Raw genomic sequence first — 21175 nt, forward strand, 5'->3', positions numbered from 1 at the left:
TGGAATAAATTTTCCTAAACCGTTATCTAATCTTTTTTAAACTTATCGTTACATGTTCTTAAATGCGCGGTCGACTTTAAACGTGTCGGAGATCACATAAGCTTCCATGTTGCGGACACTGGTCTCTAACTTCTGGAAATCACCCTCTAAAGTGCCCAGTAACGACTCTGCCGTTTGCCCTTTTTCCCAAGGCTTTTGCTTGAGCGTGTGCTCTTGCTTGGCTTGCATCTCATCAACATAGTGAGGTGGTTGTTTTTCAAGCATAAATGTCAAAGCTAAATACGCTAATAACACCAGAAAACTACCACCAAGCAGTGCCGCAGAGATAACTAAGATGCGAACCAACCACACTTCAAGGCCAAAGTAGTTCGCCAACCCTGCACACACACCAGACAATTTGCCGTTAATCGTGTCGCGATACAGTTCTCTACTCATAGTTTCGTCTCCAGTTAGGCGACTCCGCATCCAGTATTTTTTCTAGCGTTTTCACTCTGTCTTGCATGGATTCGGCTTGCGCAGAAAGCTTATGCAGACGTTGAAGATCCGTTTCAGAAAGACCATTGCTGGATTTCTTCTTGCTGCGGTAATGTAAAAATAACCATAGCGGTGCCACGAAGATTAAAAAGACAATCAGTGGACCTGCAATTAGAAATGTTGACATAGACAACTCCTAAATTATTTATCGCGGTTTTCAACTTGTTGCTTCAGTTTCGCTAGCTCTTTTTCGATTTCATCTTGAGCTTGTAGTTCGGCAAACTCTTGGTCTAAAGATTTTGCGTTGCCAGTCTTAGCGTAAACGTCCGCTTCAGCTTCTAATTCATCCACTTTACGCGAGAATTGCTCAAACTTCGCCATTGCTTCGTTGGTTTTGCTTGAATGCAGGTGTTTTTGAACATCACGACGATTGCTCGCCGCATTATTACGAATCATTAATGCTTGTTGCTTTGCGCGAGTTTCTGCAATTTTGGTTTCAAGCTTGCCGATCTCACTGGTTAGCTTTTCGATGGTTTCATGAACCAAAGTTTGCTCGGTGTGAAGGCTCTTGATGACGTCTTCCAGTTTTTGCTTTTCGATCAGCGCCGCTCTAGCCAGATCTTCTCGTTGCTTAGTCAGTGCGAGTGTCGCTTTGTTTTGCCAATCTAGAATCTGAGTTTCGATAGCTTCAACTTTACGTGCTAGCTCTTTTTTATCTGCGATGGCTTTTGCTGAGTTAGTACGAACCTCAACCAGCGTGTCTTCCATTTCTTGGATAATCAGGCGAATCATCTTTTCAGGATCTTCGGCCTTATCTAATAGTGCACTGATGTTTGAATTTACAATGTCTGCAAAGCGAGAAAAAATACCCATGAGGAACTCCTTAATTACAATGATGGCAAATGCGTTTCAAATCGTTGTGCGACTTTATCAATCCACTTGCTCAAAAATTTACGTTTGTTGTTAAACCTACCATAAGTAATCCAAGTAGCGTGCCAACTTTTAAGCCATTTATTATCAGTTACTTACAATAAAATGGTGATTAACCCGAACCATGCTATGATGAATTTAGCCAAGTATTGGTATTTTTCACCACTACGGCTCTTACATGACTATCTCCAGCGATTAATTCATACAAGGACCCGCTATGCAGCAGAACCTCATTGGTGAATCACCTAGCTTTCTCTCTGTGTTAGATAAAGTTTCCCAACTCGCACCAATAGAAAGGCCCATTCTGATCATTGGCGAACGTGGCACAGGTAAAGAGCTGATCGCACAAAGGCTGCATTACCTTTCAAGACGTTGGGATCAACCTTTGATCTCATTGAACTGCTCAACCCTCAGTGAAGGTTTGATTGATTCAGAACTGTTTGGTCATGAGTCGGGGTCGTTTACGGGTTCGAAAGGTCGTCATCAAGGTCGTTTTGAAAGAGCAGAAGGCGGAACGCTGTTTCTGGATGAGCTGGCGACCACTCCCCTTGCGGTTCAAGAGAAGCTATTACGCGTTATTGAATACGGGCAATATGAACGTGTCGGTGGGCAAAAGGCGCTAAGTGCCAATGTAAGACTGGTGTGTGCAACCAATGCCGACTTGCCAGACATGGCATTAAAGGGCGAATTCCGAGCAGACCTATTAGATAGACTGGCGTTTGACGTCATTACTATCCCTCCTTTGCGTGAGCGAAAAGAAGACATCATGCTACTGGCAGAATACTACGCCATTAAGATGTGTCGTGAATTGGAATTGGAGTTGTTCGTTGGCTTTGCCCCTTCTGCCGTTGAATCGCTTTTAGATTATTCTTGGCCAGGGAATGTACGAGAGCTCAAAAACGTCATTGAGCGAGCTATCTATCAGCATGGAAAAGACCCATATCCTATTGAATATTTGGTGTTTAACCCATTTAAACCCGCATGGAAAACAGAGCAAGATTCCTCGCCGGAAACTGGCAATGAGCCGTCTAACAGCCATACTTCATCAGAGAGCTCGTTTTCTTTGCCGCTTGATTACAAAGCATGGCAAGAACAACAAGACATCAAGCTACTCAACCAAGCCCTAAAACAGAGCAAATATAACCAGAAACAAGCCGCAGAATTACTTGGGTTAACCTACAACCAATTACGTGGAATGGTGAGGAAGTACGCGATTGTCGGACAAGCTAACGATAAATAGCTGTCCACACTTGATTATTATTTGGAGCCGAATAAATAAAATGTTAAATTGTCCGGATCTTGAGGCTCCTCTAACGCCTCGTTTCGAAAAGTATTTCTTTTTATGAAAGCACTAATAAGACTATCACTGAGCATCTGCACGCTGAGCTTTCTCGCTGGATGTGGTGAGAGTGTGAATCACGAGCAAATCCGTGAAAAAGGCTTCATTTATTGCGGCCAAGGTAATCCTAGTACCTTCAACCCACAGCTGGTTGATAGTGGCATTACCGCAGAATCGCTGAGTCCTCAAATCTTCGATACACTGCTCACTCTTGATCCCATGACGTACCGACCAAAACAGAACTTGGCGACAAGTTGGTCTGTTGATAAATCAGGTACAGAGTACACGTTCAAACTGCGCCCAAATGTTGCGTTCCAAACGACAGACTGGTTCACCCCAACTCGTAGCATGAATGCACAGGATGTGGTGTTTAGCTTTGAACGTGTTATTGATAGTTCAAACCCATTTCATTATGTGGGTGGCGGCCTATATCCGTGGTTTGCCGGTATCGACTTCAAGAACCTGATTGTCGATATCACCGCAGTCGACGACCTAACAGTGAAATTCCAATTAAGTCGCCCAGACAATTCATTTCTCAACAATATCGCCACCAGCTATGCAGTCATTCACTCTAAAGAGTATGCCAACAAGCTCATTGCTGCGGATGAGAAAAATCGAATCGATTCCAACCCTGTCGGCACTGGCCCTTTCTACTTGGATGAATACCAAATCAACGACCTAGTGCGCTTGAAAAAGAACAAGCACTACTGGAAGGGTGAAGTACAAATGGACCAAGTTGTGTTCGATACTTCGCAACGTGGAACAGGCACACTTGCCAAGCTTCTTCGCAGTGAGTGTGACGTGCTCAACTCACCAATTTCTAGCCAAATTCCTATTATTCAGGCCCATGAAGAGTTGAAGATTTCTGCCACACCGGCGGTTAATGTCTCTTTCATCGCACTGAATACTGAGCACCCTGCACTGCGTGATTCTCGAGTTCGTAAAGCGCTCAACTTAGCCATCAATCGTCAGAACATTCTTGATTCTGTGTATTACGGTACAGGAACCAAAGCCTACACCTTGCTTCCTCCTACTTCTTGGGCTCACCAAAAAGACAGCGTTCAAGTTCGCTACGACCGAAACTATGCGGTTGCGCTTCTCAAAGAAGCTGGCGTTGAACCTGGGTTAGAGCTTTCAATGTGGGTACCACTAGAGCCACGCGCATACAATCCAAGTCCAAGAAAAACGGCAGAACTTATCCAAGCAAACTTAGCCGATATTGGTATTGAATTGAAACTCTATACCGACGACCGATTTGACCGCACCCAGTTATCCTCTATTTCCTCAACAGACTTGTTGCTTACAGGCTGGATAGGCAATACCGGTGATCCAGATAACTTCTTGCGCCCGCTGCTCTCATGCAGCTCTGAACGTGCAGGGTTAAACGTCTCAATGTGGTGTAATTCAGACTTTGATTTCCTTCTCGACTTAGCATTAGAGATCAATCAACAAAGGCACCGTGTGAACTTGTACCGACAAGCCCAAAACATTCTCAATGAAGAAGTTCCTGTGATTCCTCTGGCTCATGGCGTGCAATTCCGCGTGCACGATCGTTCGCTAACAGGCTTTAAAGCAAGTCCTTTCAATGCCCAACCTTTTGATCAAGTCAGAAGAGAGGTGCAGTAATGTTTTGGTATACATTAAGACGTGTAAACTTATTCGTTATTACGCTAGGGATTCTGACCTTGGTGGGTTTTTCCCTGCTTCGATTAGACCAAACCTCACCTTGGGCAATTCAAGATTTTTGGCCCGGTTGGATTAGCTATATCACTGAATTATCGACGCTGAACTTTGGCCTAAGCAAACACGGTGTACCTATCATCGATGAATTGGTCGTGGTGTTCCCTGCAACGCTAGAACTGTGCTTCTTTGCCTTTGTGTTGGCACTCATCATCGGTATCCCTTTCGGCACCATTGCTGGTATGAGACAGGGTAAGTTTGTTGATACCACCATATCGTTCACCTCAATGGCCGGTTACTCTGCACCTATCTTTTGGGTCGCGTTGCTGATGATCATGGTGTTTTCACTGCACTTTGAAATGTTCCCTGTTGGTGGCCGATACGACCTACTTTACGAGATTGAACACGTGACTGGCTTCGCGATGATTGACGCCTTTTTTGCCGAGGGTCGCTACCGTGCGCACGCACTACAAAGTGTTATCGAGCACATGGCGTTGCCTTGTCTTGTTTTAGCACTGGCGCCAACGACTCAGGTCATCCGATTGATGAGAGCTTCAGTGGCTGAAGTAATGACGCAAAACTACATCCGCGCCGCTCGAATTAAGGGTCTTTCAACGAGAGAGATCATCACACAGCACGTGCTAAGAAACGCGATACCTCCGATTATTCCAAAGGTCGGCGTTCAACTATCGAGTATGTTGACGCTTGCTATTATTACCGAGTCTATCTTTAACTGGCCGGGTATTGGCCGCTGGTTATTGGATGCATTATCGAATCAAGATTACGTTTCAATTCAAGCAGGTGTAATTGTGGTGGCAACCTTGGTTTTAACCGCCAACATTCTGTCCGATCTACTGGGCGCGATGATCAATCCACTGGTAAGGAAGGAATGGTATGCTAACAAATAACGTCTACCAAGAAGAACAGATTCCAACCCAGTTCGAACGTTTCTGGCGCAGCTTCCGCAGCAATAATCTGGCTATGTTTGGCTTGTGGTGTTTGGTGCTTATCATTCTGGTCACCGTCACTTCACCGTGGCTGGCCCCGCATGATGCTCAAGAACAGACAGGTCACCTATTAACGCCGCCCTCTTGGGATCCAGCAGGAACGGTTGAATACTTTCTAGGTACTGATGACTTGGGCAGAGATATTCTCTCTCGCTTGATCATTGGTTCTCAGCTGACGTTTGGCGCCGCAGTGGTGATTACCTTTATCGCAGCCGTCATTGGGTGTCTGATTGGCGTACTTGCTGGTATGACTCGTGGTTTGCTATCAAGCACACTAAACCACCTGCTTGATACCGTTATGTCGATTCCATCTCTTCTACTGGCGATTATCTTCGTAGCATTCCTTGGCTTTGGCGAGTTTAATATCTTGCTCGCCTTGTGCTTGGCACTGATCCCGCGCTTTATACGCTCGGTGTACATTGCCGTGCATGCTGAAGTAGAAAAAGACTATATTCTGGCTTCTCGCCTTGATGGTGCGAACGATTTTTACCTCCTATGGAACTCAATCCTTCCGAACATTCTTACCGTGATCGCACTTGAAGTTACGCTGGCACTGTCAGTTGCAATTCTTGATATCACGGCTTTAGGTTTCCTAGGGCTTGGCGCTCAAGCACCGAGTACCGAATGGGGCTCAATCTTGGGTGATTCGGTCGAGTTGATTTACCTTGCGCCATGGACAGTAACCCTACCCGGCTTAGCAATTATGTTTACAGTGATCGTGATTAACCTCGTCGGTGAAGGTGTTCGCCAAGCGCTAAATGCAGGAATCGAATAATGCCGTTACTTGATATTCGACATCTAACCATCGAGATTGAGACCCCTCAAGGGATGGTTAAAGCAGTAGATCGAATGAGTATTACCCTCAATGAAGGGGAAATTCGTGGCTTAGTAGGTGAATCAGGCTCAGGTAAGAGTTTGGTTGCAAAAGCGATTGTCGGAGTTTGTAAAGAAAACTGGAAGGTTTCCGCAGACCGAATGCGCTTAGGTAATATCGACCTCCTGCAACTGACGCCGAAAGAAAGACGCCGAGTGATCGCCCGCGATATCGCGATGATCTTCCAAGAGCCATCGACCTGTCTTGACCCTTCTGAAAAAGTAGGCAACCAGCTCGTTGAAGCGATCCCTTCTCATTCGTTTGAAGGTCGTTGGTGGCAACGATTTAAGTGGCGTAAGAAGCAAGCGATCGCGTTACTGCACAAAGTCGGCATCAAAGACCACTCTCGCCTAATGGACAGTTACTCTTATGAGCTGACTGATGGTGAGTGTCAAAAGGTGATGATCGCAATGGCGATTGCTGCCAAGCCAAAAGTCTTGATTGCTGATGAGCCGACTAACGATTTAGATCCGATTACACAGTCTCAAATATTGCGTCTGTTGAGTCGTATGAACCAGATCAATAACACCACCATCGTGTTGATCGGCCATGACTTAACCACCATTACCCAATGGGCGACTCGTATTACCGTGATGTATTGTGGTCAATCGGTAGAATCCGCTGATACGCCGAAGTTGTTGGATGCACCCAAGCACCCATATACCGTTGCTCTGCTAAAAGCGATGCCAGACTTTAACGATTGGATTCCCCATAAAGAGAAGCTCCAGTCTTTGCCGGGGTCAATTCCACCGCTGCAACATCTTCCTATTGGTTGTCGATTAGGCCCTCGCTGTCCATACGCACAAAGGCAGTGTGTCGAGATCCCACATACTAAACGCATCAAGAACCATAAGTTTAACTGTCACTTCCCTCTGAATATGGAGAAGAAAAAGAAATCATGAGTGCATTATTAGAAGTCAGTGATTTGTCTAAAGACTTTACGACTCGCTCTGGTCTTTTCCGTAAAAAGATTCATCAGGCGGTGAAGCCAGTAAGCTTTTCCCTTGAAGCAGGCCAGACAATTGGATTTATCGGTCAGAATGGTTCTGGTAAATCAACATTAGCCAGAATGCTCGCAGGCATGGTCGAACCAACCGCTGGCGAGATCCGCGTGAATGGCGAAAAGCTAGAGCACAAAGACTACTCGACTCGTTGTAAGCTGATTCGAATGATCTTCCAAGATCCGAATACGTCACTTAACCCGCGCATTCAGATCGGTCGAATTCTTGAAGGTCCATTAAAGCGAAACACCAACATGCCACCAGAAGCCCGTATGCGTCGTGTGAAAGACACACTACTGCGCGTAGGCCTTCTACCGGAACATGCTTACTTCTACCCTCAAATGCTTGCTGCGGGCCAGAAACAGAGGGTTTGTTTGGCTCGTGCCTTAATACTTCAACCATCCATCATTGTCGCTGATGAAGCGCTGAATGGTTTGGACATGGCAATGCGCTCGCAAATCATCAATCTGTTCTTAGAGCTTCAAGAAGAGATGGGCGTATCTTTCGTTTATGTATCTCAACACCTCGGTATTGTTAAGCACATTACCGACAAGATTATTGTAATGCACGAAGGCAATGTGGTTGAGAGTGGGGAAACGGATCAAGTGCTGACCAATCCAACTCACCAAATCACCCAAAGATTAGTTGAGAGCCATTTCTCCAAAGCGCCGAACCACTAACCTTTAATCACGCTAAATTCAGCAGAGGGGAAAAGTATGTATCGAACAGCTTCAATGCTTCCCCTCTTGTTGGTACTGCTTTCCTTTAACGCGACAAGCACACCGCTCACATGGCTAGATAGAAGCTTCGTCGAAACTGCCTTTTATAACGTCGCGCTTCAACACGAATACTCCCAAGGCAGCAAACCGCTCGCCAAGTGGAAACAACCTATCAAGATTTGGATCGATCATAGAGTGGGCGACGAGGAACTGCATCAAGAGCTCACAGAGCTTCATATCAAACACTTATCTGAAGTCACCCAGCATCCGATAACAATCGTCAGTAAAGAGTCCGAAGCGAACGTTAAATGGATATACACAAGGCAGAGTCAGTGGATATCTGAGGCGAAATCGGTGCTCAAGCTCAAATCAACTCAGCATTTAAATAGCGCCATCTGTACGGCGGGTTATCGAACCAATTCTAAAGGTGAGATTGTTTACGCTGGGATTGTAATCCCGGTTGATCAGGCCAGATCGCGAGGTAAGCTGGTCGCCTGTATCGTGGAAGAGATCACACAGGTTCTCGGCCTGCCGAATGATTCAGATAAAGCCTACCCTTCTATTTTCAATGACCATACGCCAGAAGACTTATTATCGCCCTTAGACGTAGTGCTACTGCAACTGCTGTATGAACCAGAACTGAAAGCGGGAATGACAAAATCTGAAGTAAAACCTATCGCTCGAAAGATACTCAAGAGATACAGCAAAACAGGTGTGCTTCAACAAGCTTCTAAAGCCGCACAGCAAGCGCCTTTGTATCAGTTGATTGGGTATTGAAGAAAATACGTTGAAACAACTTAGATGGGATAATTGAATGATAGCGCTGCCTAAGAAAGGCAACGCTGACTTACGATGTTACTGTATTACGAAAGAACTAGCGCTTAGCTGCCTGCTTTTTCAATTCGAAGTCGAACTCATCCGGAAACAAGATAACGCCTTCTTCTTGCTCGTTCGGGAATACTACAACAGCAAGTTCGTCGTCTTCTAGACCGTTCGTCCAGCGACTGTGCCATTTGTTCAACGAAATAGACTCAGCTTTACACTCAGACCAATCACCCGTTGCCCATGATTCGGCGAACTCTTGGTTTGGCCATACTGGAACACAGTCTTCATCTTCTGTGTTCAGCATTACACAACCGTGTTCATCGGTTAAGATCCATACTTCACGGTTTGCTACGATTTCTTTCACACAGTATTTCAGGCGTTGCTCGCCCGTATACTTGTTGATTTCAGCGATTTTTTTATCGTCTAGCTGTGTAGTCATCTTAATTTCCTACTTTAGTCAGTAACTTTGCTCTTAAAACTATTTTATGCCGAGTGTTTTTAACTTCAAACATTATCGATGAAGAAGAAAGTCTACTTCAAAGAAAAACGCCTGCTAAATAAGCAGGCGTTTAATATTAAGCGACTTGATTAAACAAGCTCACCTTGTAGCCAAGGCCAGCCTTGCTTCTTACGGCTTAGTGTATTTTCCATCATCAATACGCCGTCTTTCTCGTGCTTAACCAATTTCTCAGCCCACTCACCTTTGTAAAGAAGGCGAGTTTGCGCAGTAGTGATGTCAGTTAGCATTACCGCAGCAAATGCTAAACCATCTTTCTCACAACGCTCTTCAAGATCAGCTTCTAGAGCTTCAATCATGCCGTCTACTTGCTCAAGAGTCGCAAGTTCAACTTGACCAACAACAACATCACGACCGTTGAATGGGTAGCCTTTAAGGTCTTTTTCTACTAGCTGTGCAGCAGATAGGCCTTCGATGTTTGTTTTAGCGATTAGAAGCGCTTTGATGAATGCATCAACGTCAGTTACGCCAGCGATTTCAGCAAGCTCAGCAACTGCGTCTTTGTCTTTTTGAGTACATGTTGGAGAAGCGAAACCCACTGTGTCTGAAAGAATTGCAGACATCATTAGTTTAGCGATTTGTTGAGAGATTGCGTGACCTTCAATCTTGAACATGTTGAAAAGTACAGTGTTTGTACAACCAACAGGCCAGATCCAAGCTTCCATTGGGTTTACTGTCATCACGTCGCCTAGACGGTGGTGATCGACAATACCTACGATCTCTGCATCAGCAACATCATCTGGTGCTTGTGCTAGGTCTGAGTAGTCTACTAGCCAGATTTTCTCACCAGCAACAGAAGTACGAAGCTCTGGCTTTTCAGCACCAGCGACTTCTAGAATGTGTTGAGTTTCGCGGTTGATCTCGCCTTGGCGAATTGGTGTCGCTTCCTCGCCACGAGCTTTAAGAAGCTCTGTTGCAACTAACGCACTACAAATACTGTCACTATCAGGGTTTTTGTGACCAACAACTAAAATCATGTTTCTTCCTATTACACTAACAATTATGACTCTACCTTTAGAGCCTCTCTTTATTAGCCATACTTTACCTCATTTTTTTAGATTGGTCATGTTTCGTGGGTTTAGCCAATAGTAACAATAGATAAAAAAACAACAAATGCAATTGATAATTATTATCATTCGTATATATTTATCTTAAGCCACTAATTTTGAGTAACACCTATGGATCGACTAGTCTCTTTTTTGCCCAGCAGCAGCGTTGCGAAAACAACTCAGTTTTCACTGTCATTTAAGCGCCTGCTTTTGCCTATCTCACTTTCAGCTTTAGTAGCGGCTCCTGCCACGCGAGAATTGACAGTCACCACCTTGTCAGACGCGTTCTGGGCAGTGTCTTGTTATGTCGCTTTAACCTTGGCGATTTACCACTGGTTAAGCCTGTACATCAACAAAGATAACGTCTTTAACAAGCTCGTCCATCAATCTCGTTCAAACCAAGTGGTATTCGCGGCTCTCATGGGGGCGCTACCCGGCTGTGGCGGTGCGATAGTGGTGACCACACAATTTATCTCGGGAAAACTCGGATTTGGTGCGGTAGTTGCGGTGCTCGTCTCAACCATGGGTGACGCGGCGTTCCTACTCATAGCGAGCGAGCCGAAGACAGGTTTAGCCATGATGGCGATGGGCGTGATTGTGGGTACTGCGTCAGGCCGAATTATTAACTTATTTCATGCAGACGACTTCTTGCGCCCGAAACAAGCAGAGAAAAATGAAGCCACCAACAGCTGCGCTTCTCAATCTCAAGACAAAGAATCGGTCTCTAAAAAAGCGATAAACCTGCAAGGTTACCTGTGGTCTGTACTGATTATTCCGGGTGCTGCCGTTGCCCTACTTGGCTCTTTTCAAGTCGATGTGAACGAACTGCTCGCTTTGCCTGAAATGTCGATGGAATGGGCGGGGACAGTTTTGCTGATCAGCTCGATGTTTCTGTGGGGGCTAACTCGCGAAATTGAGGATTACAAATCGGCCGTAAGTGAAGATGAAAAGTGTGTAGGCTCTCATCCACTGCAAAAAACCGCTCAGGATACGAACTTTGTTACCGCTTGGGTGGTGGTTGCCTTTCTTTTCTTTGAATTTGGTTCTGTGATAGCAAATGTTGATTTTGCGACGCTATTCTCAAGCTGGGGAATTATGCTCCCCCTGGCTGGCGTGTTGATGGGTTTGCTACCGGGCTGTGGGCCACAATTATTGGTGACTAGCTTATACCTTTCAGGCGCACTGCCACTTTCGGCTCAGGTAGGTAACGCAATTTCAAATGATGGTGATGCACTATTTCCAGCGATTGCGATGGCACCGAAAGCAGCGCTGGTCGCAACCTTGTATTCAAGTGTGCCTGCACTAATCTGTGCTTATGGCTATTGGTTTATGTTTGAGATCTAACTTGAGTAGAGTTAACTCCATAGGCTTCTGTAAGGTCGGTACTTTGTATCGGCCTTTTTGTTTCCGTCTGCTTAAGTCTTTCCACAGGTTCTTTTTACATTCCCTTCCTGCTTCACTGCTTCTACCACCTCTCTCAAACAGCGCGTTACAGCCTGTCTCAAAACGCCCTCTATTAGCCCTGTACAAGGCTTATTTAGAAACACCAATACAGACATCTAAAATACAAAAAGCCCCTGTAAGAGTGCTTACAGGGGCTTTAATTCAAGCTTTAATCTTAGCTTTTAAGCGATATGCTTAAGAAACTTCGATTGGACCACCGAATGAAGTTACTGGAGGCAATTTGCCTTGGAACTTCTCGAAGTCTACCAAACATGTGTTTGCTGACGTTGCTTGAGCAAGTTCAGACGTACCGATGTCTTGAGTTAGTGTGTTTGGATCGCCGTATGTATCTAGCGCGCCCACTTTCTCGTTGATCGGACCGTACCAAGCACCTTCTTCGATACGAACAACACCAGGAGCATAGCTATCCATTAGAACAGCACCCGCTAGTAGTTGACCACGGTCGTTGAACACACGTACTACGTCGCCATCTTTGATGCCTTTCTTCTTAGCATCTACTGGGTTGATGTAGATTGGCTCACGGCCTTGTACCGCGTAAGTCGCACGCCACTCTTCAGATTCACACATCTGAGAGTGAAGACGCTTGTCTGGGTGACAAGATTGTAGCCAGTACGGGTGTTTGTCAGAACCTGGACCACCGTGTGAACGTTCAGATTTCTCGAACCACATTGGGTGCTCTTGACAGTGCTCATAACCCATGTTGCCTACAGTACGGCTTGTGATTTCGATGAAACCAGAAGGTGTACCTAGAGCATTGATCTCTGGGTCTTCACGGAATGAAGCATGACGAGTCCATGGCTTACCTTTACCAAAGTCTAGGAAACCTTTTTCCCAGAACTCAGCAAACTCAGGCATTTCGAAGCTACCTTCGTTTGAAGCGCGACATTCGTCGTACAGAGATTTAACCCACTGCATTTCGTCCATACCACGCGTGTAATCGTCGTAACGACCCCAACGCTTAGTTAGGCTAGACATGATCTCGAAGTCAGTCTTAGACTGGAACAGAGGATCAACTAGTTTGTGCATCGCGATCAAACCACGGCCAGAGTATGCACCGTAACCATCAATATCGTTGCGTTCCCACTGAGTACATGCTGGAAGCACGATATCAGAGTGACGACAAGTTGCAGTCCAAGCGAAATCAACAGCCACTACAGTTTGTAGGCTCTTGAATGCTTTACGCATCTTGTTGCGATCTTGGTGGTGGTGCCACGGGTTGTTACCACTGAATACCATCATTTTGATATCAGGTAGTGTTACCGTTGAACCGTTCGCTTTGATCTTCTTACCTGGCTCTAGCAAGCTATCTACCCAGCGAGCAACAGGGATTACACGGCTGTAACCGTTGTAATCTGTGTTGGTGTGCTTAGGTGATTGACCTTGGTCGATGTTCAGCGGGAATGAACCCGGGGCAGCGAAGCCAGTTGAAGATACACCGATACCTGAGTAGTGGTGACCGTAAGAGATACCACCGCCAGGTAGACCAATTTGGCCAACCATTGCTGCGATAACTGCACACATCCAGTAAGGCTGTTCACCGTGCTCTTGACGTTGGATACTCCAACCCACAAGAATTTGTGTACGACCGTTAACTAGCATCTTAGCGAAGTCACGGATAGAGTCAGCGCTTGCACCACAGATAGCTGAAGCCCATTCTGGTGTCTTCTCAACTTTGTCTTTCGTTTCACCTTGAACGTACTTGATGAAATCTTCAAAACCTAGACAGTAAGTTTCGATGAACTTCTTGTCGTATAGATCTTCGTTGTAAAGAACGTGAGCAACACCAAGCATGAACGCCACATCAGTTTGTGGGTTGATGTACATTTGCTCGTTTTCTAGGTAACGGCCTGTTTTGTTTTTAACAGGGTCAACAGAAACAACGTTGATCTCTTTCTTAGCAACTTTTTCTTTCAGCTGTTCTAGGTATGCGAACGACTCGTGCGTCTCACATGTCCAACCTACTTGCAGGTTTTTAACTGGATCGTTACCCCAAAGAACAATGTTGTCACTGTTTTCTAGGATAAGTTCCCAAGATGTACCTTGCGCGTAAACTTCAGTCGAACCTAGCACGTAAGGCATGATCGTTTGACCAGCACCTGTTGAGTAGTCACCGATTTTCTTCACAGAGTAACCGTGAAGTGCCATTGCACGTTGCATGTGGTTAGTACAGCTGTGGAACTGACCAGTTTGTCTCCAACCAGTTTGACCGGTGTGAAGCGCCCATGGACCGTAATCTTTCTGTACGCGCTCTAGCTCGCGGTAAACAAGGTCTAGTGCCTCATCCCAAGTCACACGAATAAAGCGGTTGTTACCACGCGTGTCTGCGCTGTACTTATGCTTCTTCAACCAATCTAGGCGAACCATTGGGTAACGCACACGTGATGGGCTGTAGATAATACCTTTAATACCTTTCAACATCTCAGTTGGGTGTTGATCGATTTCTAGAGGTTTAATTTCTTGTACTTTACCCGCATAAACACGAGCTCGGAATGCACCCCAGTGAGAACCAGAGACTTTCCACGCGCCGTCTGTTTCTGCAGCAGACGCTGATGCCGACGCCAATAAGCTTGGACCGATAACCGATGCCGCACTTGTAGTAGCGACACCTTTCAGAAAACTTCTTCTTGTAATTGCCATTGTGTTACTCCAATTGACGTCTTATTAGTGATGGCCTTCAGAAAAATCTGATGAGTGCTTCTGTAGATACTTAAGAACAAGTGCTTCTGTATCTGTATCGAAGTTAACGAACGCAATCATACCATCTAGCATGCCTACCCAACCGTTAGCGCTGAAGTGAGCTTCATCTGGCTGTGAGTGACACGTTGAACAGTTAGATTGGTACGCTTGACCAGCTGCGTTCCAGATTGGATCGAAGTTATCAACCATAGACTCTTTCTTCATCCAAAGTGCTAGGTTAACTTCTTCCCAAGGAAGACCAGTTAGCTCATCTTCTTTCTTCTCACCAACAGTGATTACGTCACTTTGAGATACTTCTTTCGTCAAGATTGCAGTCGAGATATTCATACCGAAGTCTTCTTGGATTACACGTCCGAAGCCTTTCGCTTTACGCCAACCGTCGATTTGAATCTTGATCATGTCGCCTTTTTCGTCGATCACAGCAACTTTACTTGCAGGGCTTAATAGACCCGCTTCAACTTCAGCTGTTTCATCTGTGTACATTGGTAGGTGACGAATAGAGATCACGTCTGAACCATTTGCGTAAGATGTGCTGCTTGCTACGTTTTCTAGCTCGCCAACAATACCGCTCGCTGATGCCATATCTAATGGAAGGTTGTGAGCAATACCTTTGTGACAGTCAACACAGCTTTGATCACGCTCTGCCGCGTTCTTCATCTGGATACGCGCTGTTGGGCGCATGTTTTCGAAATCCATTGAATCGTAGTTGTGGCAGTTTTTACACTCTAGAGATTTGTTCGAAGAGAAGCGATCCCATTCGTGTTTAGCCAGTTCGATACGACGAGCTTCGAATTTCTCAGGCGTATCTAGGTCACCAAATACTTGAGCGAATACTTCTTTAGAAGCTTGCATCTTACGAGCGATTTTTGCTGTCCATTCATGTGGAACGTGACAGTCAGGACAAGTAGCACGTACACCAGAAGTGTTTTTCCAGTGAACCGTTTCTTGTAGTTCTACGTATACGTTGTCACGCATGGTGTGACAGCTTACACAGAATTCTTCTGTATTTGTGTGCTCTAGAGCTGTGTTAAAACCGCCCCAGAAAATAACACCGGCGATAAAGCCACCCATAGTTAGTACACCAAGACTGATGTGTACCGCTGGGCGAGTCATTGTGCGCCACAATTTAACTAAAAATGATTTCATGTTTAGCTCTCTTAAATATTGATTTTAAAAAATGTTGTTACTAGAGGGCATTACATGCCGCCGTGAGCACCAGGAGGTCCGAATACAAACACTTGCAGTGCCCAAACTAGGAAGCCGTAACCACCTACAAAAGCCACACTTAATATTGGAAAGAGAACCACCGCGATGAAGAGGAAAGACTTCCACTCCAACGAGCGTTTTTCGCCAGTTTCAATTTTATTAACATCACTCATACATTTTGCCTATTTTGTATTTAGTAATTTCGAGTAACCCATTCTATGGGGCTAAAGTTCTTAAGTATCTAACGACAAATTTTAGACCATACTCAAAGTAGGGTTCAATCAAATCTCCCGTTATAACCCTTGCTAATCAATACTTTTTTGAGCTCATCCAAAGTTGTTTTTAGTTAAACAAAGTTATTAAAAAGTATTAACAAATGTGAAGAATTAAGTGTATTTCACAAATGTTAAATTCCAACACTTGTGCAACCGTATTGTAACCAATTTTAACGTTTTACCTACTAAGTAGTAGCCAAAAATGCCTCAAACAACCAATATTTTGTGGTTTGATTGTTAAATTATTGAGTGTTTTTTAAAGCAACGGCTGAGAAGCTGAAATGCATCATTTGGCACTTTCAGATATGATGGGGACCTACTTAAAAGGAAACATTATGCAAGACGTTATTGATATATCTTGGTGGCAGTTATTGTTCTTCAGCTCACTTCTCTTGCTACCCATTACGATCAACCACAAGTTAAAGCTCGGCCTTGGCAAAGAAGCTTCTATCAGCATCATTCGTATGGTTATTCAGCTATTTCTGGTGGGACTTTACCTAGAATACTTGTTCACTTTGAATAGTTTGTGGGTCAATTTGCTGTGGTTATTTACGATGATTATCGTCGGTGCAAGCTCGATTGTTGAAAAATCTAGACTGCCAAGAAACCTACTTTTGGCTCCTGTCGCCGTTAGCCTTGCGGTAACTTGTGTACCTATTGTCTTGTTCATCTGCTTTTTCATCATTAAGCCGACACCGGTTTTTAACGCGCAGTACCTTATCCCAATCGCAGGGATGTTATTGGGTAATAGCTTAAGCAGTAATATCGTGGCATTGCAGAACCTGTTTAGTGCCTTTGAAACACAGAAATCAGAATATGAAGCAGCAATCGCGTTAGGCGCGTCTCCTACTTATGCTGCTGCGCCTTTTGTACGTAATGCGATACAGAAAGCGATGTCCCCTATCATGGCCTCTATGGCAACCACAGGCCTAGTAACGCTGCCGGGAATGATGACGGGGCAGATCTTAGGTGGTGCTTCACCGATGATCGCGATTAAGTATCAACTGATGATCATGCTGGCGATTTTCGTGATGATGAGCTGTTCTTTAGCACTTGCGCTTCACCTCTCATTGAAGACATCTCTGACCAAAGAAGGGCGAGTTCTCGCTCAAATACAGCCTTCGAAATAGCCTCCCTACTCCACTTAGATCTGGTTACTCACTGAATTTGAGACAGGTTATCCACAGAAACTGTGGATAAATCCTTAAGTTACACAGGGGGATGGTATCGCCAGATAATAAGATACCTTTCTATGTCACACAAAATGTCACACAAAGTTAGCCACACAATACTTAGAGGGGACGTTTACTATTTCAACTACAGAACCAATGCCAATGGTATAGTTCGATTAAGCCTAAAAACCAAACAAACACATAAAGCCAAAAAATTGGTATCAAGAATTATGGATAAGATTGAAGAAACACATGTGTCATCTCGCGTACTCAAAGCAATAGTAAAAGAAGAAGTCCAACGGGTTATCAACAGAGTAACAGCGTCGCTTAACCCACTTAGCGATGAGTGCCAAGCTGAAATTCAAAGGTTTGAGAACTACAAGGTTGCTACTGGAGAGCCAACATATTCGGAACTATCTCAAAAGTTGCATGGATTGAAAAATTACACGTTTGAAGATTACATCAAGGAGCACACTAGCCGATTCAATGTCGAGGAAAAGCTAAAATCTCTTAATCCAACGTCTAAGGTTGAACATTCGCTAATTCGTCACTGGTACGAAACCTTCAATAACTACCTCACCGAACTCCACGAATCTAAGCAAAGCGAAAAAAGCAAAATCATTGACAACTTAGCCGAAACGTTCGAGCTAGCACCTAAACAGCACCAAGTAACCGCACCATCAGTAGCTACGTCACCGACAATGACATATCGCGCAGCTATGAAGCTGTACACCGCTGATAGAAAAAGCTACCTATATACAGACCCAAAACAATCAAAAGAGTACAGCTTAAAAAAAGTGAATGAAGATTTAGGTTGGGTAGAAACTGTAGGGTGTGAGTATTTTAAAGACAGTGATATCAACGCTATTGATTCAAACAAGTTTGACCAACTACTTATGATACTATCTGCATATCCAAAACGAAAGACTCAGCCTTGGAAAGGAATGACTGTCACCGAATGCTTGCAACTTGCTGAGTCTGGCGACGTGCCTGAAGATATTAGACAAGATAAGCAGCTTGTGAGAATTAAATCTGCTTTCAATAAATTTTTCACTTGGTTATATGACAATCACAAGGTTAACGAAAACCCCGTAGCAACATCTCGATTCAAAAAATTCACCGACCTGTCAAAGCGTGGTGCCTTTAGTCCAAATGAGTTAACAATCCTACGAAACTACTATGACAACCTGGAGCTTGACGACTACGGATGTGCTTTTTACCTGCAATTGTTTAGCGGTATGCGAAACGCTGAATTCCTAGCTATCAAGCCTACTGACATAAAACAAGAGAATGGAGTTACATACTTTCATGTGAAAGGAACAAAAACCGAAAATGCCGAACGTCGTATACCAGTGCATCCTTTTCTTGTTGAGCGAGGAGTGATTACCTACTTAAACAATGAAAATGGATTAAAGGTGGAATCATCAGGTTTATCTATGAGGTTCAAGAGGTTGCTATCTGACTTACAAATTGAAAATATCAACGAACGTGGACACCTGCTCAGTTTCTATAGTCTGAGACATAACTTTATGACTGCCCTAGCGGGTGCAAATGCTACTGATATTAATATCAACGTCCTCGTCGGTCACGCGCAATCTGGAGCTAAAAAGGATTATATCGATTATATGAATATCGATTTAAAGAGCTTAAAGGATATCGTTGACTCTATCCCATCTTGATTAAAATGACACGCAAACTAAAACACCTTGCTTAATGCAAGGTGTTTAGATTCCGCAACATCACAAAGCTATTTTAGAGCTATGTTACAGTCGCCTAGGAATACGACATTTGTAGCGGTAAGGTGCAACGCATAATTACATACTAAGGTTGACTAGTACTTAACCTCACTGTACAAAAATTCCGCAATGGATTTAGCTCGTTTTCTAATTTCAATAGAAGTCCACTCACCCTCTTTAATAAAGTTTTCACTCAGTGCGTAATTATTAGACTTTAGTATTCCAATTTTATCTTTTGCAGCTTTATCTTTCAAAAGATGACCATTGGTTTTTGCATCAGTCATTATCAAATTTCCGATATTTGCAACATCTTCTATTTGCTCACTACTGCCAACAGAAGCCTCCGAAAGCAAGTGTTCGATAGTAAGATTGTCATGAGAAATATTTAGCCCATTTTTCTCGTCGCCTAATAACCTACATAAAGCATATTTGATAATTGATTTGGATTTAGTTTTGTTTGACAGATACTCAAGGTCAATAAACTTGACCTCAAACTCATCATAAGATGGTAATTTCCCTTCCAGCTTTCTAGATAAACTACTGATTACCTTTTGCACACTATCATTGCCATCTGCACTTGCTAAATCAATCGCATGTTGAGAGTACATTGTTGCGATACTCCCCGAAGAACGTTGTTGAGTTACAGCATTGAAAATAAAGTGGAAATGTTCAATTTTTTTGAGCACTTTTAGAAGAGCTTTCAGCGATATTCTTTTATCCGAATAGCAAACTAATAAGGAAAGTACAAATGATGACTGCTGTCTCACTTTAAAATTATTCAGGGCAATCAACGATGATTTAATAACTTCCGATTCTTTTGTCCAAGTACTCGCGCTAGGATTCAACATCTTACAGTAGTCGATAGCGTAGTGAGATAAATCTTCTAATAGCGCTTTAGCGTTGTCCTTGTCATCCAATACATGACTCTTAATTGCCGAGAATAGTTTTTTCTCAGTGGAATATGAATACTTTGAAATCCAATAATGAAGCAAGAAAGTATCAATTACACTCGCCTCTGAAATATCATCAAATTTCTTTATAATTCCATTCCACGCCTCTTTGGGACTGTCTAACCGATAGTTTGAAGATTTAATTGTTTTTAATAGTAAATTTTTCACTAAGTCTGAAGTTTTTAAGTCTCTACCTCGTGCATTTAGTGTTTCAAAAATCAGGTATGCATCATCCTCACTATCCAACTGAATGAATACCAACTTCAAAGACAAGAATTTATCTCTTAAATTTCGTAATGCACTAACAGGGTCATCTCGTTTGAACATATCTATTTGCAAGTTGTCTTTTGTGGAAAGTGGGATTAAATCTTCCAATTTCTGAGACAAAGATTCATAAGCTTGCTTCAATTTGCTTTCTTCAATACCAACATCACAAATAAGGTTCATTGAAGACACATCTTCCTTGAAAGATTGAATGTGACTTTGTAAGTAAGGAAAAGACGTCTCGGCATTCAAAATAAATTCATTTTCATAGTCATTGTTAGGTGTCTCAATAAACTTATGGACACCTCTTGCTAGGTTTGTCTCACCAAGCTTCAAAAAAGCATCTCGAATAACAGAAAGTATGACAGTAATTGTTGTTAATCGTTGCTGTCCATCCACTATCCCAAAGTATGGTTTTTTTGTTTGGTAAACCACCATAGACCCAATAAAGTAGCTATCCGTATTGTCTCCAATGATATCATTCCAAAAATTATCTACTTCATCACGGCCCCAAGAATATGGGCGTTGAAATCTAGGAATTTGAAAGTATCCTGATGAAAAAATTTCTTGAACCTCTTTATCACTTGCTTCAATTTTCACAGTGGTCATCCAAAATGGTAAGTCTTATCCAACTTACTATTATAATTTCATAGACTTAATCTACAACATTACTCTTCGAGACAACTGTCACACAAGATAACTTTTTAAGTGCGAGTATCGCATCCACATAATATTGATATTCAAGCTCACGGAGTAATGCCATAGGGTTGCTAGCTTTCATAACAATATCTTTATATTGCTGAATTTCGCTATCAGTAGCGGTTGTCTCGTCATCGCCTTTGATATGGTATCGAAACGTCCTTAGCATCATTTCAATATCAGTTGGTGTGCTGACACACTCGAAAATAACCTCACTGTCATCTGCTTTTTTGAAAAATTCATCTATCATTGTGCCCAAAGTCGCATCCTCATTTTGTCGTCATCAGTCAGTACAAT

Annotated in this window: 20 protein-coding genes; 10 read left to right on the forward strand and 10 right to left on the reverse strand. The window is 43.6% G+C overall.

All coding sequences use genetic code 11. The features are described 5' to 3' along the window. Positions 1-48: 48 nt before the first annotated feature. The 3 genes from pspC to pspA are packed head-to-tail and all read right to left on the reverse strand — an operon-like array spanning position 49 to position 1347. Complete coding sequence (gene pspC / locus AB6E85_RS22990; protein WP_372144363.1) at positions 49-435, reverse strand: envelope stress response membrane protein PspC; 387 nt, start codon at positions 433-435, stop codon at positions 49-51. Further along, on the reverse strand, positions 428-661 hold the full coding sequence (gene pspB / locus AB6E85_RS22995; RefSeq protein WP_004734605.1) for an envelope stress response membrane protein PspB: 234 nt from the start codon (positions 659-661) through the stop codon (positions 428-430). The genes pspC and pspB overlap by 8 nt, the downstream gene beginning before the upstream one ends. A gap of 14 nt (positions 662-675) precedes the next feature. After that, positions 676-1347 carry a phage shock protein PspA gene (gene pspA / locus AB6E85_RS23000; protein ID WP_372144364.1) on the reverse strand — a complete coding sequence of 224 codons (672 nt, stop codon included), beginning with the start codon at positions 1345-1347 and terminating at the stop codon, positions 676-678. Between the two features lie 274 nt (positions 1348-1621). Here pspA and pspF point away from each other — a divergent pair, with 274 nt between their 5' ends. The 7 genes from pspF to AB6E85_RS23035 all read left to right on the forward strand — a co-directional run bounded on the left by pspF (position 1622) and on the right by AB6E85_RS23035 (position 8801). Beyond that, positions 1622-2644, forward strand: coding sequence for a phage shock protein operon transcriptional activator (pspF, locus tag AB6E85_RS23005; RefSeq protein WP_050621873.1), 1023 nt, complete (start codon positions 1622-1624; stop codon positions 2642-2644). A 102-nt stretch (positions 2645-2746) separates the two neighbouring features. Continuing rightward, a complete protein-coding gene (gene sapA / locus AB6E85_RS23010; protein WP_048614481.1) occupies positions 2747-4369 on the forward strand; it encodes an ABC transporter substrate-binding protein SapA in 1623 nt (540 codons plus the stop codon). After that, positions 4369-5331, forward strand: coding sequence for an ABC transporter permease subunit (locus tag AB6E85_RS23015; protein ID WP_048609408.1), 963 nt, complete (start codon positions 4369-4371; stop codon positions 5329-5331). Before sapA ends, AB6E85_RS23015 begins: the two co-directional genes overlap by 1 nt. Then, positions 5318-6205, forward strand: coding sequence for a putrescine export ABC transporter permease SapC (gene sapC, locus AB6E85_RS23020; protein ID WP_017065331.1), 888 nt, complete (start codon positions 5318-5320; stop codon positions 6203-6205). The genes AB6E85_RS23015 and sapC overlap by 14 nt, the downstream gene beginning before the upstream one ends. Beyond that, a complete protein-coding gene (locus AB6E85_RS23025) occupies positions 6205-7206 on the forward strand; it encodes an oligopeptide/dipeptide ABC transporter ATP-binding protein (RefSeq protein ID WP_017060305.1) in 1002 nt (333 codons plus the stop codon). Before sapC ends, AB6E85_RS23025 begins: the two co-directional genes overlap by 1 nt. Continuing rightward, positions 7203-7985: an ATP-binding cassette domain-containing protein gene (locus tag AB6E85_RS23030; protein WP_017060304.1), complete on the forward strand. Its 783-nt coding sequence runs from the start codon at positions 7203-7205 to the stop codon at positions 7983-7985. Before AB6E85_RS23025 ends, AB6E85_RS23030 begins: the two co-directional genes overlap by 4 nt. 36 nt (positions 7986-8021) lie before the next feature. After that, positions 8022-8801, forward strand: coding sequence for a DUF2927 domain-containing protein (locus AB6E85_RS23035; protein ID WP_061039418.1), 780 nt, complete (start codon positions 8022-8024; stop codon positions 8799-8801). 97 nt (positions 8802-8898) lie between these two features. Here AB6E85_RS23035 and AB6E85_RS23040 read toward each other — a convergent pair whose 3' ends face one another. Together AB6E85_RS23040 and AB6E85_RS23045 are read right to left on the reverse strand one after the other, a co-directional pair. Next, on the reverse strand, positions 8899-9288 hold the full coding sequence (locus AB6E85_RS23040; RefSeq protein ID WP_004734596.1) for a DUF2750 domain-containing protein: 390 nt from the start codon (positions 9286-9288) through the stop codon (positions 8899-8901). 149 nt (positions 9289-9437) lie between these two features. Then, entirely contained in the window at positions 9438-10343 is a 906-nt protein-coding gene (locus AB6E85_RS23045; RefSeq protein ID WP_017060302.1) for a manganese-dependent inorganic pyrophosphatase, read from the reverse strand. Between the two features lie 201 nt (positions 10344-10544). Between AB6E85_RS23045 and AB6E85_RS23050 the strand changes: the two genes are divergently transcribed. Then, positions 10545-11759 carry a putative manganese transporter gene (locus AB6E85_RS23050; protein WP_372144365.1) on the forward strand — a complete coding sequence of 405 codons (1215 nt, stop codon included), beginning with the start codon at positions 10545-10547 and terminating at the stop codon, positions 11757-11759. A gap of 294 nt (positions 11760-12053) precedes the next feature. Here the strand turns inward: AB6E85_RS23050 and torA are convergent, their stop codons facing one another. The 3 genes from torA to torE are packed head-to-tail and all read right to left on the reverse strand — an operon-like array spanning position 12054 to position 15955. Beyond that, positions 12054-14516, reverse strand: coding sequence for a trimethylamine-N-oxide reductase TorA (gene torA, locus AB6E85_RS23055; protein ID WP_061039416.1), 2463 nt, complete (start codon positions 14514-14516; stop codon positions 12054-12056). 24 nt (positions 14517-14540) lie between these two features. Beyond that, positions 14541-15722: a pentaheme c-type cytochrome TorC gene (gene torC / locus AB6E85_RS23060; protein ID WP_017060299.1), complete on the reverse strand. Its 1182-nt coding sequence runs from the start codon at positions 15720-15722 to the stop codon at positions 14541-14543. A 50-nt stretch (positions 15723-15772) separates the two neighbouring features. Beyond that, on the reverse strand, positions 15773-15955 hold the full coding sequence (gene torE, locus AB6E85_RS23065; protein WP_008222628.1) for a trimethylamine N-oxide reductase system protein TorE: 183 nt from the start codon (positions 15953-15955) through the stop codon (positions 15773-15775). A 437-nt stretch (positions 15956-16392) separates the two neighbouring features. Between torE and AB6E85_RS23070 the strand changes: the two genes are divergently transcribed. Together AB6E85_RS23070 and AB6E85_RS23075 are read left to right on the forward strand one after the other, a co-directional pair. After that, positions 16393-17187 (forward strand): ABC transporter permease, encoded by a 795-nt coding sequence (locus AB6E85_RS23070; protein WP_050621868.1) that lies wholly within the window; start codon positions 16393-16395, stop codon positions 17185-17187. Between the two features lie 272 nt (positions 17188-17459). Then, on the forward strand, positions 17460-18908 hold the full coding sequence (locus AB6E85_RS23075) for a hypothetical protein (protein ID WP_372144366.1): 1449 nt from the start codon (positions 17460-17462) through the stop codon (positions 18906-18908). Between the two features lie 152 nt (positions 18909-19060). Here the strand turns inward: AB6E85_RS23075 and AB6E85_RS23080 are convergent, their stop codons facing one another. Beyond that, positions 19061-20779, reverse strand: coding sequence for a DUF262 domain-containing protein (locus tag AB6E85_RS23080; RefSeq protein ID WP_372144367.1), 1719 nt, complete (start codon positions 20777-20779; stop codon positions 19061-19063). A gap of 55 nt (positions 20780-20834) precedes the next feature. Next, a complete protein-coding gene (locus tag AB6E85_RS23085) occupies positions 20835-21137 on the reverse strand; it encodes a hypothetical protein (RefSeq protein ID WP_272236413.1) in 303 nt (100 codons plus the stop codon). Between the last annotated feature and the right edge of the window lie 38 nt (positions 21138-21175).

It is taken from the genome of Vibrio sp. 10N.247.311.51 (genome assembly GCF_041467855.1).
Classification (GTDB): Bacteria; Pseudomonadota; Gammaproteobacteria; order Enterobacterales; family Vibrionaceae; genus Vibrio; species Vibrio coralliirubri.